The following is a 15,122-nucleotide window of genomic DNA, read 5'->3' as shown; positions in this document are numbered from 1 at the left end:
TCAGGATATTCATTATATTAAAAACTCATAACGTATTAAAATCAGAGAATGTACTACTTCTAAATTGCAGTCGAAAGCCTAAGTTCCAACCAAGAAATGGGTTGAACATGAGATAAATAAAAATAACAATGGTGTAATTCTAGCTTTTCTAAAGAGGAAAATTAAAAAGCTAGAACAAAACAATACATGGATTTCAACCATAAAGAATTATAGAAACAGTTGAACTTTGTTAGGGAACATATATAGAATTAGATAGCATTATTTAAAGAGAAACTCCTGTTTAGAAGGAAAGAAGGTGTTTCCTTTATATATTAAATCATCTAAGAAGGATGAACACTTTGTGCAGACTTTCATGCTACACTGCAATAAAAACAAACTAAAGAGTTTATGATTTAAAACTAAATGTCATATTCACTTGTTAATCTTTATAAGAAATATGACTTTTTCACGCGTTTGTCCTATTTTCTCATCAACAGCTACAAGATTACGTAGTGGCAATCTTTCTGTAATAAATAGTCTAACAAGACCTTCAGTTATTATATCTGCTAATTGGGACAATTGTTTAGCATTTTACTGTACTGCCATTCTCACCACTTTAACTCCTAATTCTATAACAAAGATTTTTGAAGAAAATGTGCTTAAGCTAACGGGTGCTTTAGGTGAAAAAGGATTAAACTTTATTGTAATTGAACAGTAATTATCTTGGGAACTTTAATTATGCTCAAAAATTTTTTTGTGTAGATAATGTAACATAGTAAATAAATCGAATCGTACAACACCTCCTGTAAACAACTGGTATAATAAGAATAGGAAAATACATAGAGGTGATTTTTGTGCAACAATTCGAAGAAGTACGTTCAATTTTAGAGCAAGTGAAGAAAATTACAGTGTTAACAGGTGCAGGAGCAAGTACGGAAAGTGGTATCCCAGATTTCCGTTCAGCAAATGGATTGTATGCTGATGCGAATGTGGAGATGTATTTATCAAGAGGGTACTATAACCGAAGCCCGAAAGAATTTTGGAAGCATTACAAAGAAATATTTCAAATTAATACGTTTCATCAATATAAGCCAAATCGTGGCCATCGCTTTTTAGCAGAGCTAGAAGAGCAAGGGAAAGATATTACGATTTTAACGCAAAATATTGATGGTTTACATCAATTAGGTGGTAGTAAACATGTTATTGATTTACACGGCACACTGCAAACTGCACATTGTCCGAAGTGTAAAACGGGATATGATTTGCAGTATATGATTGATCATGAAGTGCCGCGCTGTCAGAAGTGTAATTTCATTTTAAATCCAGACGTTGTTTTATACGGAGATACATTGCCGCAATATCAAAATGCGGTCAAACATTTATATGAAACAGATGTGCTTATCGTTATGGGGACGTCACTCAAAGTACAACCTGTTGCTTCATTCCCGCAAATCGCAAAGAGGGAAGTAGGAGCAACAACGATTTTAGTAAATGAAGAGTTAACAGGACAGGAATATAACTTTGATTATGTTTTTCAAAATAAGATTGGTGAATTTGTTGACGGATTGTCTTCAAGGAAATAAGTTATCGAAAAAACTGAGGTATCCGCCTCAGTTTTTTATTTGAGTAATCGTTATACTAAGCAGCGTGAAAACATGTCGATAATGTAGTAACAACATCTCTATAATTAATAAAAAAGTGTTTCGTAGGTAAAATAGCAGAGTAAGAAGTAGTATTATTTTTAACGAATACACAATCGTCATAAAGTAAGCTAATATGTAGCTGTTGTAAAGGTTTTATTTGGTGTTGTTTTATATATAAAACTAAGTCTTCGTAAAGTTGTCTACTAAAATCACTTACAGACCATTCTAATGAAAGCTGACCTGCTATGCTAGTCCACCATACTTTAAAACTACATATTAATTCTTTGAATAATTCTTTATTACATAAATGATTATCAAAAAGATTCTCATAAAAGATATGGTTTTCATCATAAAAAATTTGCGAATCAAACTTGTCATTAGCCATTTGTTTGCGAAGTGAATGCCATAATTCTTTGAAATTTGCTTCAAAGTTAGTAGAAAAATTGAATTGTCTTGCTATGTAAGGAAATTTTAAATTTTCCTTTTTCTCTTTTTGGTTGAGATAAATATTTTGAATATAAATCATAAAGTTTAAACAATGGGGCGCATTAGTATGTATTGTAAATGAATCTGTCATTTTCGTTCTCTCCTTAAGTAATGTCTTTTATGAATTTATTTCTTTAGTATACAAATAAATGTAAACTAATGGTATAAAAATAAATTTGTACCATTTTTCTTTTAGAATAATATTCATGTTATTGTGCATTAAGGGAATGGTAATAAATAGGATATAAAATCAAAAAACTGAAAATTAAATCTTTTATTTCTTTTATAATTAATATAAAATTCTATATATATCATATAAATAAATTTGATACATAATGGTTCCATGTAGAAATGTTAATAGAATGAAGCGAGGGAGCGAAATGAGACAGAAAAAGGAGCAGAAGAAACAATCGAAAAAGAAAAAGACTCATATTCCTTTTCGGTTAAATGTACTATTTTTTATCGTCTTTCTTTTATTTTCAGCTATTATAATTCAATTAGGTAAAGTACAAATCATTGATGGAGAAACGTATAGAAATGAAGTGAACAAAAAGGAAGATGTAACGGTAAGTACACCTGTTCCTAGAGGGAAAATGTTTGATCGACAAGGTCAGGTGATTGTAAATAACAAACCACTACGAACCGTTACATATACGAAAATGAAAGGAGTAGATTCGAAAGAAGTTTTACAAGTAGCAAGACAGTTAGCCCAGTTAATTGAAATGTCGCCAGAGGATATAGACAAGTTAACAGAAACAGATAAAAAGGATTTTTGGATGCAGTTAAATGAAAAGCGGGCAGCAGAAAAAGTAACGAAAGAAGATGAGAGTAAATTTAGGAAGCAGGAGATAGAAGGAAAAGAATTAGATAAAAAAGTGGAAGAGTTACGTAGGGAAAGAATTACACAAGAAGAATTAAGCGAACTTTCAAAAGAAGACCTAGAAGTACTAGCTATTAAAAGCAAAATGAATGCGGGATATAAAATGACGCCGCAAATCGTTAAAAAAGATGTAAGTCAAAATGAATATGCAGTCGTAAGTGAAAGATTGGCAAGCTTGCCCGGAGTAGATACGACAGTAGACTGGGAACGTGAATACCCAAATGATAAAATACTTCGTTCTATTCTTGGTAGCGTTTCTACTGAAAATGAAGGATTGCCAAGGGAACAATTAGATTATTATTTAGTGCGTGATTATAACCGAAATGACCGCATTGGTAAGAGTTACATCGAAAAGCAATATGAAGACGCATTACATGGAACGAAAGAGCAATCTAGAAGCATTACAGATAAAGCAGGAAATATAATCCGGACAGAAAAAGTGACCGAAGGAAAAAGTGGAAATAATTTAATGTTAACAGTAGATATGGAGTTACAGAAAAAAGTAGAGGAAAGTCTTGAAAAGAATTTACGAGCATTTCATTCTGCAGAGCAGATGATGGATCGTGCATTCGTTGTAATGATGAATCCGAAAAACGGTCAAATTTTATCGATGGCAGGAAAGAAAATTGTAAATAAAGATGGCGGGATGCAAATAGAGGACTATGCTTTAGGGACGATGACAAGTTCTTATGAGTTAGGGTCAACTGTGAAAGGGGCTACATTATTAGCCGGCTATCAAACTGACACAATTAAGCCGTATACACATTTCTTTGATGCACCTATGTATTTTAAAGGAAGCTCTAAGCCGAAGAAATCGTGGAAAGACTTTGGTGATATTGATGATTTAAGAGCTTTACAAGTTTCATCAAACGTATATATGTTTAATACAGCATTAAAGATGGCAGGTATAAATTATGTGCCAAACAATCCATTAGATATTAAACAAGAGACATTTAATAAAATGCGCTACTATTTTAGACAATTTGGTTTAGGTGTACCGACTGGTATTGACTTGCCGAATGAATCGATTGGTCAAATGGGTAGAACGGATAACGTACCTGGTTTTTTACTTGATTATGCGATTGGACAGTACGATACATATACGCCGCTTCAACTTGCTCAATATATTTCAACCATTGCAAACGGTGGTTACAGAATGAAACCGCAAATTGTGCAAGAAGTGAGAGAACAACCACATAGACCAGAGGATGTTGGAAAAGTTATTCGATCTATTGAACCAGTTATTTTAAATCGAGTGGATATGAACACTTCATACATTAATCATGTAAAAGAAGGATTTAGAAGGGTTTTTCAAGAGAATGACGGAACAGGTACTGCAACGTTTAAAGGATTACCGTATAAACCAGCTGGAAAAACAGGGACAGCTGAAACTGTGTATGGTGGAGAAAGTGAAATTGGAAGAGATGAAAACAATAATCGAAAAAAATGTTATAATTTAACTCTTGCCGGTTATGCGCCGTATGATGCTGATCCGGAAGTAGCTTTTTCAGTTGTTGTACCATGGGTAAATGATGACAAATCAGGAATTAATTCCGCGATTGGTAAAGAGATTTTGGATGCGTATTTTGAATTGAAAGCGAAAAGAGCAGGTGGAAATCCAGTCCCAGTAGAGCAGCTGAACAAGGCCCAGTAAAAATAATATCACTGCATTGAGACATATGGTGCAGTGATATATTTTTTGATTTAAAAAGCGTTTGAATAAGGTGGGAATGGATATGAAACAGGAGATTAAAAGAGGTTGGGGGAAATACATACTCTTCGTGTTTGTTTTGGTAATAGCCTATCATTCTTTTACTTTATGTAAAGTGGAAGGGAAATCAATGCAACCGACTTTATATGAAGAAGACTACGTATTTGTAAATAAAGCAGCAGTACATTTTTCCGATTTAGAGCATGGAGAAATTGTCATTATAAAGGAAGAGGATGAGTCAAAATATTATGTAAAACGAGTAATAGGGCTTCCTGGTGACGTAATTAACATAACGAATGGATCTGTATATGTGAATGATAAAAAACAAGAAGAACCGTATACAAATAAAGATTTATTCAATAATACGCAAGTGTTTTATAACTTTCAAAAGACAAAAATCCCACCAAATAAATTATTTGTAATGGGAGATAATCGTGAACTTAGTAGAGATAGTCGAAACGGTTTAGGATATATTGAAGAAGATAATATAATAGGCAAAGTGGAATTTGTATATTATCCTTTTTCAAAAATGAAGATCATAGAATAAGTGGGGGTTTCTCTATCCCCACTTATTAACGTTTCACTTTATCTTCTTTAAAAAACCTTTTGGGTTAAACGATATGAAAAACTTATGCTTAGATTCATCGATTATGAAATTGTTGTTTGTAGCTAAAAACTCTTCAACAGCTTCCATTGGGCCAGGTCCCCAATCAGGAGAAACAGGATTTCCATTAATAGATGTATCTTCTACTATAATATAACTGCCTTTAGTAACGATAGATTTATAAAGCAACAATTCTTTTGCTACATGCTCTTTACTATGATCTGAATCTAAAATAACTAAAATCACATCATCAGGTTTGCGCATACTTAATATTGTTTGCACAGCGGTTACTGAAACAGAAGAAGCTGTTAAATACGTAATACGATCATGGGATGGACGATTTGGTTGTGGAAATATATCAATAGTAAGAACATGACCTTTTCCAATTAAATCTAAAATGGAAGCTAAATACAGTGCGCTACCACCATAACAAGTGCCACATTCAATAATTAAATCGGGTTTTAATTCGTAAATCATTTCTTGATACAAAAAAAGATCAGAAGGAAGTTTGAGAATGGGGACTCCAAGCCAATGTGTATCATATAACCAGACGCGACTATCGTAAAATTGTTTTAAAAATTCGCTGCTTATGTTATCGATTTTGAACACTCCTTTCTGGAAACGAAAGTTGTACAATATATTATGTGAGATATGATTGTAAGGAGAATGTTTTTGAATAAAAATGAGCAAAATACCTCATTAAAAAAACAGTTGTTTGTATAATAAGAATTTTTTTATGCAGCAAGTCTAATCAAAATGCTGTTTAAATTTTTAGATGAGGGGAAAAAGAAAGGAAAGAAACGTATGTATAAGTACACAATTTGTTTCATTAGAAAAGGAAATAAAATACTCTTATTGAATAGAAATAAAAAGCCAAATATGGGAATGTGGAATGGTGTTGGTGGAAAAATTGAAGATAATGAAACGCCATATGAAGGAATAATTAGAGAAACGCTTGAAGAAACAGGCATAGATCTTCCAAGTGTAACGTATAAAGGGAATGTCGTTTTTAAAAGTAAGGACGAGTCTCAGGGGCGTGAAGGAATGTATGTATTCCTTGCTGATCTGCCAGATGGGGTACATATGGACACGCCAGTAAGTATGGCGGAAGGATTATTAGAATGGAAAGAAATTGATTGGATATTAAATAAGGATAATAGAGGTGTAGTTAGCAATTTACCAAAATACTTACCAATAGTATTAACAGAAGAAAATAAGTTAGAGCATATATTCACGTACGATAACGGGAATATTATTCATTACACAACTTCATTTTTGACAGATGATAATGCGAACACACGATATGTAAAAAAAAATCTTTCATACTCAAGTTAATAAAATCTTTCAAAGAGCAATTAGCATTTGTATGTTAATTGCTCTCATTATATATAAGGGGGAAAGATATGTTTCAGAAATACAATTCATTGGCCATAATCGTTATATGTACGATGTTCCTCTTGGTAGCTTGTTCTAAAAGTGATAAAGAACTTAAAAACATTCAACAAGCGGACTATCTAGTATCCTATTCAAATGCAATGAAAGATGGTGGTTACATATATGCATATGATAAGAAAGGAAATACGATTAGTAAAATGGAAGTAGATGGTCAAAGTATGATGAGCAATGCAAAAGATGAAAAGGGATACTACTTTTCATCAAATAGAAATAACAATCATTATGCAATTGATAAGACTGGTAAGATGCAAGAAATCAGTAGACCGAAACAATTACAAGATGTAAACGCAGGGGCATATTTTATACATGCAGAGCAAGGTTATAAATTTTATGATGTGAACATTGGGCTGGTAGACGAAAAGAAGGGATATACAAGTGAACTTGTATATTGGAAAGATAGTGACAAAAGGCAAGAGAGTGTAGAACTAAAGGGAACGATTCAAGGTGCGCATATTATTGAGAATCATATATACGCATTTTCACAAACGCTAGACAAAGTATATATTTCAGAAATAGATTTGGTCACAAATAAAAAAACAAACGAATTTGAAATTCCTAATGAAAATGTGTATTTTGCACCAACTGCTCAAAAAATAATTTTTCAAAAGTATAAAGATAAACTAATACTCGCATTAAGTGATAATGTAAATCAAAAGCTGCCTTCGAAATTAATGATGATAAACCCGAAAACTAAAGTAGTAGAAAAAGAAACGGTATTAAATGACAAGCAATTCATACCTGTTTTAGTGCAGGTGTATGATAATAAGGTGTACGTTTTAAATCATGATGAAAAAATAAAAGAGTTAGATGAGAATTTGAATATCATACGTACATATTCACTGCAGAGTGATACAAAAATCGCTAGAGAGGACAAAGGGATTTCGGATATACAAGTACATGGTAATAAGTTATACATCTTATACAAAGATATGAATCCAAAGAGTAAAACGAAACAATTGGTAGCTGAGATTGAAGGATATGATTTGTTAACAGGAGGAAGTATTGAAAAGACTACTTTACAATTAGAGAGGAAATGGGATGATATTACCTTTCTTGTATTAAAAGAGTAAAAAAATGATTTGAAGGGAGTGACTCAAATTATGACATTCAAAAACGAGGAAGAACTAAATAAAGCTTTCGAGGCGGCCAAAGCGAGTCTAGAAATAGAAGGCATGACTGTTACAAAGGAAATGGAAAAAATTATAAAAGAAAAGGTATCCGGAAAGATAACGCACGAGCAACTTATTACATTAGCTGATGTGATTGCAAGACGTGGACGTACTTAACAATCTAGAAACCACCACAAAATTTTTAAAAATAAACGGGGAAAAAGAGATGGTAGATCCATCTCTTTTTCATATGCTCCATGATTAACTGCGAATCGCCTTAATCAGAAAACGATGTTGCGTCACATCAAAATATCCTTTTTGTAAGATGACTTTATGTATACGATATAATTCCTCATAATACCTTTCGACAGTAAAATTAGGGATTTGCCACGGAATTGCTTTTAAATAATAGACAATAGCACCAATGTCGTAAAAGCGTTGGAAAGGAAACTCTTCTTTTGCTTCTAAAATAGTAAATCCATTTTCCTTTAACTCACTACATGCTGTTTCAAGAGACCAACTTGCAAATTCGTTATTTAGCGGTGCGTTAAACTGCTCATTTAGTTCCGCACAATCGAGACCACCAACTTGTTGTGTAAGAAATATTCCATTAGGAGAAAGTATTCTATTTACCTCAGAAGCAGAATAGGATTCATGTTGATTCATAATGAAATCAAATTGTTCATCTTGAAATGGTAAAGCAGTATCATCAATTACTGCCACAACTGTAACCCCTAAAGGTTCTAATTTCTTCCGAGCAATTGGCAAGTTTGGTGCATAACCCTCAGTCGCATAAATAGTTGGTGGGAACGGTTGTAACATAGATAAAAACTCTCCGCCGCCAGTACCCATATCGAGCATTGCTTTAGCACGTTGCATAAGCTGGAAAGCAGTACTGCCGTACGACCATGATAAAGGCTCGCTCTTCATTCGGCCCGTTTCTGAAATAAAAGAAAAATCCCAACCGCTAAAATGTGTATTTGCACTTTCTAATAAAGTTAAAAATAATAGATTACGTTTCATAATTATGTCCTCCTATTTTTCAATGAATGATATGATGAAAAAAGAAAAAGGAGGACCTCTTATGAAAGAGAAGCGGTTTTACGTTTCGTGCTCGAATAGATTCATATAAATTCGCTCCTTGTGAGAATGGTTATTTATATATTCGGGATAAGTAAGTGAAAGTCCTTTGAATTTGTGAGGGAAGGTTATGCTCTTCAATAATTGGGCCATTAAATGAAATAGTGCAATACGTATTGATTACATGAATTTTAACGTTTTTGAATTTTCTTGAATTATCCTCTTGAACCTCTAGTTACTTTAGGTTTTATAATGAATTTATATTTTTAATAGGGGGATTTACATGAATACGGATAAAAAGTTTTCTATTGGAGAATTCTCGAAAAAAACGGGCATACCAATTCCTACTTTGCATTACTATGATGAAATTGGATTGTTACAACCAGAAAAGAATCCTTCTTCAGGGCACCGTATTTATAAATATCAAGATATTATAACCTTACAAAAAATTATAAGTTTAAAATTTCTAGGCTATAGTCTAGATAAAGTCGCTAATTTGTTACATGAATCAAGCTTTAGCGTTGATCTGAATGAAAGCTTGTCTCTCCATTTGCAAGTGTTAGAAAGAGAACAAGAACAAATTGAGCAATCAATGCAAGTAATTAAAAGAGTAATGAAGTTAGTCGAAGAGGAAGAAGAGGTAGATAGTACTGTATTATTTAGTCTTATTTACGGTATGAATACTGAACATACACACAAAGAATGGACGGAACGCCATAAGTTAACGGATATCGTGGAAGAAATATCAAAGAAATCAGAAGAAGATAAAATTGCTTTGGATAAAACGTTTATTCACTTGTCTAAAAAGGTTAAGCAATTATATGGTAAACCAGTCGAGGATTCGAAAGTACAAGAGATGATTAAGGAATATATTGAAGAGTCTTTTTCATTTCTTAATGAGGATCTGATACAAAAGTTAGCTAATACTAGTGTGGAAGAACTGGATATGCAAGAACTTGAAAATATGATACCTTCGCCTTTCGCAGAAGATGAACAAAAATGGCTTAATGAAGCGATGGAATATTATATGAAGCAAGTAGAAATGGAATAGGGATAGATTTTATGAGCAATGGTAGGTGGTTTAGCTTTATCGAAATAATGCTATAGACCTTTCATTGAAGAAGTGGAATGTTGGAAAAATACGTTTGTTATTGCTGTATTTAAAAGAAAGAAATGCGTATGCTTTATTTTTGAAGCATACGCGTTTTTGTTTAAAATACTCAAAAACAAAAATCTTTTGGTAAAGTACCATTTTTAATCACCGTTCGTAACCCATGTTTTATAATCCAAGGATTAACTGGATGCTGTTTATCACGTAATTGCTGCAACCATTGAAAAACAAGTTCTTTATCTTCTTTCGTAATATCGTTAATATGATTGGCTACAGATTTTTGAACGTATTTAGAAGGGTCATTCATTAAAGGCTCAAGAAGCTGTAAATTGTACTGAAAGTCACCTTTCAGAGCTCCTATTTTTTTAGCCCAAGGAAGCCTTGGTCTTGTACCTTCAGAAACTAATCTTCTAATGTGGCTGTTTTCGTCATGAATCCACTGTTGTAATATATTTAGTGTGTCTTCATGGTATGTTTCAAGAAAAGGCCGAATGGCATATTCAGCAGTATTTCTTTTCGTTATTTCATACATGGCGTTGAATGAGGTTTCAAAGTCGTTAAGTCCATATTTTTCAACGTATTTTGCAATAGGCATGTACATATATCCGTTTGTAAATGTGCCTACTTCTGTTGTATTTTCTGGTCCTAATGTTTTCAGTAATATATGTATTGCTTCATTAAAATCTTTTTGTAAAGCATTGTGTAATTCATCTGCAATTACTTCAATACGCTGCTTTAGCTCTAAATTTTCAACGTTACATGTTACGGAAGATACAAAGTTTCTTTTAGAGAAAGTAGGATCGTGTTTACAAATAGAATCAGCCATTTTTTCTGCTAATTCTTCGTTAAATAAAAATTTTAGCGGAACATATTTACCCATTTTTTCACCTCAGTGGTCAGTTGAAAACAAGTTTTATTTTTTAATCGACAATCCATAAACTAAAGTCTCACTCGGAGTCGTAATACTAAAACCTGTCGTTTTATAATCAAGCTTCACCGTATCACCAGTGTAGTCTTTCGTAAATGAATCCATTTGTACGATAAGGTCTGCATCTTCATATACAACATCATCTGCAACATATGTATCCCAAATTAAATCGACATCAACGAAAATACTACAAGAGTTTGTCATTGTCCCTCTAATGCGAATGATTTTTTTATCTTCACGTTCTAATCTATGTATAGCTGCTTTTGCTTCATCAGTAATGCGAATGTTCATTGTATCCCAACCTTTATTTATATTTCCTTTATTATTGCAAAAACAGAAGAAATAGGGAAGTAAAGAGGTTTGTAATAAAAAACGAGCAAACAAATTTGTTTGCTCGTTTCACTTTATCCGACTTTAATGGGCAGTAAGACCCTCACCTCAAAATGCAGCGAAAGAAAAGAAGTTAGGTGGGGGATCAACTGCCCATAAAAGTCCGATTGGTTCAACTAATAATCCGTGGGGGATGAAGAAAACCCCCACGGATTAAAGTTTCACTTTATTTCAGTTCACATTTATCAAGTGGAATGACTTTTGTTTTTTTCGTAAATTTGTATCCTAACCAAAGTACTAAGAAGAGTGGTAAACCGATGTAAGAAACGAGTACGCCGTTCCAATCGATTGATTCACCCATAAATGCGCCGTAGTTTTGACCTAAAATTACGATGACGCAAAGTGCAAATGCGAAGATTGGTCCGAATGGGAACCATTTTGCTCTATAAGGTAAGTCATTTAAATCTTTTCCTTGTGCGATATATGCTTTACGGAAACGATAATGACTAATTGCGATTCCAACCCATGCGATAAAGCCAGACATTCCTGATGCATTTAATAACCAAATGTATACAACACCGTCACCGAATAAAGAAGCAATGAAAGCGATACTACCGACAATCGATGTTACGATTAATGCGTTAACAGGTACGCCGCGGCTATCTAATTTACCAAGAAACTTCGGTGCTTTCCCTTGGCGAGCTAAATCCCAAAGCATACGAGTTGATGCATACATACCAGAGTTACCAGCAGATAGTACTGCCGTTAAAATAACAGCGTTCATAACAGAAGCAGCGAAGGCAACGCCCGCTTTTTCAAAAATAAGTGTAAATGGACTTACTGTTACATCACTTGCGGCAAGACTTTCAGTTGTATAAGGAATTAATAAACCGATAACGAGAATCGCAAGGATATAGAATAAAAGGATACGCCAAAAGATCGAACGAATTGCTTTTGGAATATTACGCTCTGGATCAGATGTTTCACCAGCAGCTACACCTAATAATTCAGTACCTTGGAATGAGAAACCAGCTGCCATAAATACACCGATAATTGCCATGATGCCGCCATTAAATGGTGCATCTGCAACAGTGAAGTTTTTAAATCCAACAGTTTCGCCGCCCATAATTCCGAAAATCATCATGAACCCGACAATTAAAAAGATAATAATTGTAGCTACTTTAATAAGTGCAAACCAATATTCAGATTCACCAAATCCTTTAACAGATAAGTAGTTTAAAAGGAAAATAATAGCTAAACATAATCCGCTCCAAATGAGGGAAGGAGTATCAGGAAACCAAAATTTCATAATTAATGTTACTGCAGCTAGTTCAGCAGCAATTGTAATGGCCCAGTTATACCAATAGTTCCAACCAAGTGCAAAGCCAAGTGATGGATCAACAAATTTTGTTGCGTACGTGCTAAAAGATCCAGTAACAGGCATGTAAGCTGCGAGTTCAGCTAAGCTTGTCATTAAAAAGTAAACCATAATTCCAATTGCGGCGTATGCAATTAATGCACCGCCAGGTCCAGCTGAATGGATGACACCACCGCTGGCAAGAAATAGTCCGGTACCAATTGTACCGCCGAGAGAAATCATCGTAAGGTGCCTTGATTTTAGACCGCGTCTTAATTCACCTTTTCCTTTTGTAGCTTCTGTTTTAGAGGTAGCTTGATTCGTTGCGCTATTCATGTTCAACACTCCTTTTCTTGTAAGATAGGAAGGAGCGGGGGAGAAAAATACAAAAAACCGCCAAAGGAATTTGGCGGAACGTTTCACAAATAACCACCCCATCATACCCTTCCGTTAAGATAGCACCCCACGTTTACACGGTAATTTTGTAAACGTGACAGTTCTGTTCCTTTCGGAGACAGCCCCAGCTCATATTTCCAGAGAAGAAATATAAACTTCGGCAACTTTTCCTTTCAAACGGAGTCGGTGACTTTCTCTGTGTCTCGTCCGTTTTACTCTTAAAAGTCGCAACCTCTACCTCATCGGATTGATGAGGATTTGATATATTGCTAAGATTTTTAATATATGGCAATTGTAATGAGTTTCTGAATATATTGCAAGATATTTTGTAGGAAAAAATCAAAAAATATCGGTTATTGTATAGGAAACGCTTGCAAAACTCCACCCGAACCTACTATTATGTAACAATAAGCAAAGAAAAAATTGTTATACAAATGTTTCGCAAAAAATATTGAAAAACCCTTCAAAAATTAAAAGAAAATTCAGAAAATATAATTCGACATTCATAATCAGGTCATATTTTTTGATATAATTAGAGTAACGTGTAAGTAAAAAAGGGGAAATCAAAATGAAATTAGAAACAGAAAGGCTCTATATAGTGCCGTGTACAGAAGAGAGTATTCACGTTGCTAACGAGCAAGGATATAATAGTGGCCCACATATTGTAGGGCATGTAGAAAATGTAAAACAGGATAAGGATTTATTACCTTGGGGCGCGTGGTATGTCATTCGAAAAGAAGATGACATCGTTCTAGGTGATATAGGTTTTAAAGGGAAACCAAATGAGGAACATACAGTAGAAGTTGGTTACGGATTTATTGAGAAATACTGGAATAAAGGGTATGCGACAGAAGCTGTACAAGAACTAATAGATTGGGCTTTTCAGACAGGAGAGGTAGAAACGATTATTGCAGAGACGCTCCTTGATAATTATGGTTCGATTCGTGTGTTAGAGAAGTTACATATGAAAAGAGTAGATTCGACAGAAACAATGATGAATTGGAAAATAGAAAAAAACCGCTCGAAGTAAGTTGAGCGGTTTTTTAGTAATTAAGGTAGCATCTGTTTTTGATCATTCGGATATTGGGCTGTTGATGCGTTAGAACGATTGGAATGATTACGAACAGCAATGAAAATAGAAATAATAACGACAAGACCAATTGCCACGTAAGAAAGTGAAATAATAGTTGGATCCACTTTAAATGTAGTAAGTAGTGTACGAATGTTTGTAAAGATAATAAGGCCACCAACTAATACGCCAAGTAAATGAGAAGGGACGATGCGCACTAACCACGCAGCGATTGGTGCTGCGACAATACCACCAAGCATTAACGCAAATACCCAAACCCAGCTTACTTGTTCCCAGCCAAGTGAGATGAAGAAGCCAATTGTTGCAGCAAGTGAAACAGGAAACTCACTCGTATCTACAGATCCGATAACTTTTCTAGCTTCATTTCCTCTTGCTAGAAGTACAGGTGTCGTAATCGGACCCCAGCCCCCACCACCAGTTGAATCAACGAATCCAGCGAATAAGCCAAGCGGAACAAGTTGTTTAGCCGACATACGTTTATTTGAAGTAACAATCTGTTTTTGAATAATGAATCGTAATAAAATATAAACCCCTAAAGTAAATAAAAATACAGAAATGTACGGTTTAATTACATCCCCAGGTAAATTGCTTAAAAAACATGCTCCAACAAATGCGCCAATTGCTCCTGGTAATGTAAGCCTGGAAACGGTGTATTTATCAACGTTCCCAAATTTGAGGTGAGATGCACCAGAAGCGGCGGTTGTAACAACTTCAGCTAAATGAACAGATGCGGAAGCTACAGCCGGTGCGATACCAAACATTAGTAAAAGTGAGGTAGACGTTACCCCGTACGCCATTCCAAGTGCTCCATCGATCAATTGAGCGAAAAATCCAATAATAGCAAAGACAATTAATTTCTGCATAAAAAATCCCCCTGTAATAGTAAATGAAAAAGGCACTTTTCCCGTGTGAGAAAAGTGCCTTTGGTTTTTCCAATCAGCAATATTGAAATTTGTTTCATTA

General features: G+C 34.2%; 16 protein-coding genes and 1 riboswitch. Of the genes, 8 read left to right on the top strand and 8 right to left on the bottom strand.

Annotation, left to right across the window (positions count from 1 at the left end; genetic code table 11):
• Positions 1 to 411: 411 nt before the first annotated feature.
• A complete protein-coding gene (locus PDQ40_RS07790) occupies positions 412 to 558 on the bottom strand; it encodes a hypothetical protein (protein ID WP_270691325.1) in 147 nt (48 codons plus the stop codon).
• Positions 559 to 833: 275 nt separating this feature from the next.
• On the opposite strand from PDQ40_RS07790, the gene PDQ40_RS07785 reads away from it, so the two are divergent.
• Entirely contained in the window at positions 834 to 1,562 is a 729-nt protein-coding gene (locus PDQ40_RS07785; protein ID WP_270691324.1) for an NAD-dependent protein deacylase, read from the top strand.
• Between the two features lie 55 nt (positions 1,563 to 1,617).
• On the opposite strand, the gene PDQ40_RS07780 is transcribed toward PDQ40_RS07785, so the two are convergent.
• Positions 1,618 to 2,199: a hypothetical protein gene (locus PDQ40_RS07780; protein WP_270691323.1), complete on the bottom strand. Its 582-nt coding sequence runs from the start codon at positions 2,197 to 2,199 to the stop codon at positions 1,618 to 1,620.
• Positions 2,200 to 2,488: 289 nt separating this feature from the next.
• On the opposite strand from PDQ40_RS07780, the gene PDQ40_RS07775 reads away from it, so the two are divergent.
• Positions 2,489 to 4,642 (top strand): peptidoglycan D,D-transpeptidase FtsI family protein, encoded by a 2,154-nt coding sequence (locus tag PDQ40_RS07775; protein ID WP_270691322.1) that lies wholly within the window; start codon positions 2,489 to 2,491, stop codon positions 4,640 to 4,642.
• An 82-nt stretch (positions 4,643 to 4,724) separates the two neighbouring features.
• Complete coding sequence (lepB, locus tag PDQ40_RS07770) at positions 4,725 to 5,246, top strand: signal peptidase I (RefSeq protein WP_000806877.1); 522 nt, start codon at positions 4,725 to 4,727, stop codon at positions 5,244 to 5,246.
• Between the two features lie 33 nt (positions 5,247 to 5,279).
• On the opposite strand, the gene PDQ40_RS07765 is transcribed toward lepB, so the two are convergent.
• A complete protein-coding gene (locus PDQ40_RS07765; RefSeq protein WP_003161750.1) occupies positions 5,280 to 5,912 on the bottom strand; it encodes a cephalosporin hydroxylase family protein in 633 nt (210 codons plus the stop codon).
• 195 nt (positions 5,913 to 6,107) lie between these two features.
• Between PDQ40_RS07765 and PDQ40_RS07760 the strand changes: the two genes are divergently transcribed.
• From PDQ40_RS07760 to PDQ40_RS07750, 3 genes are all read left to right on the top strand, one after another.
• Entirely contained in the window at positions 6,108 to 6,638 is a 531-nt protein-coding gene (locus PDQ40_RS07760) for an NUDIX hydrolase (RefSeq protein WP_025991645.1), read from the top strand.
• A 68-nt stretch (positions 6,639 to 6,706) separates the two neighbouring features.
• Positions 6,707 to 7,828: a hypothetical protein gene (locus PDQ40_RS07755; RefSeq protein ID WP_061130670.1), complete on the top strand. Its 1,122-nt coding sequence runs from the start codon at positions 6,707 to 6,709 to the stop codon at positions 7,826 to 7,828.
• 30 nt (positions 7,829 to 7,858) lie between these two features.
• Positions 7,859 to 8,044 carry an antitoxin VbhA family protein gene (locus PDQ40_RS07750; RefSeq protein ID WP_000143190.1) on the top strand — a complete coding sequence of 62 codons (186 nt, stop codon included), beginning with the start codon at positions 7,859 to 7,861 and terminating at the stop codon, positions 8,042 to 8,044.
• Between the two features lie 84 nt (positions 8,045 to 8,128).
• On the opposite strand, the gene PDQ40_RS07745 is transcribed toward PDQ40_RS07750, so the two are convergent.
• Positions 8,129 to 8,890: a class I SAM-dependent methyltransferase gene (locus PDQ40_RS07745; protein ID WP_270691321.1), complete on the bottom strand. Its 762-nt coding sequence runs from the start codon at positions 8,888 to 8,890 to the stop codon at positions 8,129 to 8,131.
• Between the two features lie 340 nt (positions 8,891 to 9,230).
• Between PDQ40_RS07745 and PDQ40_RS07740 the strand changes: the two genes are divergently transcribed.
• Positions 9,231 to 9,998, top strand: a complete 768-nt coding sequence (locus PDQ40_RS07740; RefSeq protein WP_001090706.1) for a MerR family transcriptional regulator — start codon at positions 9,231 to 9,233, stop codon at positions 9,996 to 9,998.
• A gap of 169 nt (positions 9,999 to 10,167) precedes the next feature.
• Here PDQ40_RS07740 and PDQ40_RS07735 read toward each other — a convergent pair whose 3' ends face one another.
• The 3 genes from PDQ40_RS07735 to PDQ40_RS07725 all read right to left on the bottom strand — a co-directional run bounded on the left by PDQ40_RS07735 (position 10,168) and on the right by PDQ40_RS07725 (position 13,009).
• Positions 10,168 to 10,938: a DNA alkylation repair protein gene (locus PDQ40_RS07735; RefSeq protein WP_214328192.1), complete on the bottom strand. Its 771-nt coding sequence runs from the start codon at positions 10,936 to 10,938 to the stop codon at positions 10,168 to 10,170.
• A gap of 33 nt (positions 10,939 to 10,971) precedes the next feature.
• Positions 10,972 to 11,277, bottom strand: coding sequence for an iron-sulfur cluster biosynthesis family protein (locus PDQ40_RS07730; RefSeq protein ID WP_001026181.1), 306 nt, complete (start codon positions 11,275 to 11,277; stop codon positions 10,972 to 10,974).
• A 265-nt stretch (positions 11,278 to 11,542) separates the two neighbouring features.
• A complete protein-coding gene (locus tag PDQ40_RS07725) occupies positions 11,543 to 13,009 on the bottom strand; it encodes an amino acid permease (RefSeq protein WP_001083374.1) in 1,467 nt (488 codons plus the stop codon).
• A 112-nt stretch (positions 13,010 to 13,121) separates the two neighbouring features.
• Positions 13,122 to 13,314: riboswitch (Lysine riboswitch) on the bottom strand.
• 323 nt (positions 13,315 to 13,637) lie between these two features.
• On the opposite strand from PDQ40_RS07725, the gene PDQ40_RS07720 reads away from it, so the two are divergent.
• Positions 13,638 to 14,099, top strand: coding sequence for a GNAT family N-acetyltransferase (locus PDQ40_RS07720; RefSeq protein WP_000764614.1), 462 nt, complete (start codon positions 13,638 to 13,640; stop codon positions 14,097 to 14,099).
• 20 nt (positions 14,100 to 14,119) lie between these two features.
• On the opposite strand, the gene PDQ40_RS07715 is transcribed toward PDQ40_RS07720, so the two are convergent.
• Entirely contained in the window at positions 14,120 to 15,022 is a 903-nt protein-coding gene (locus PDQ40_RS07715; RefSeq protein WP_076868724.1) for a sulfite exporter TauE/SafE family protein, read from the bottom strand.
• Positions 15,023 to 15,122: the final 100 nt, after the last annotated feature.

It is taken from the genome of Bacillus cereus group sp. Bc061, from assembly GCF_027715825.1.
In the GTDB taxonomy this organism is placed as follows: Bacteria; Bacillota; Bacilli; order Bacillales; family Bacillaceae_G; genus Bacillus_A; species Bacillus_A paranthracis.
This window is presented reverse-complemented; position numbering and strand designations above follow the sequence as displayed.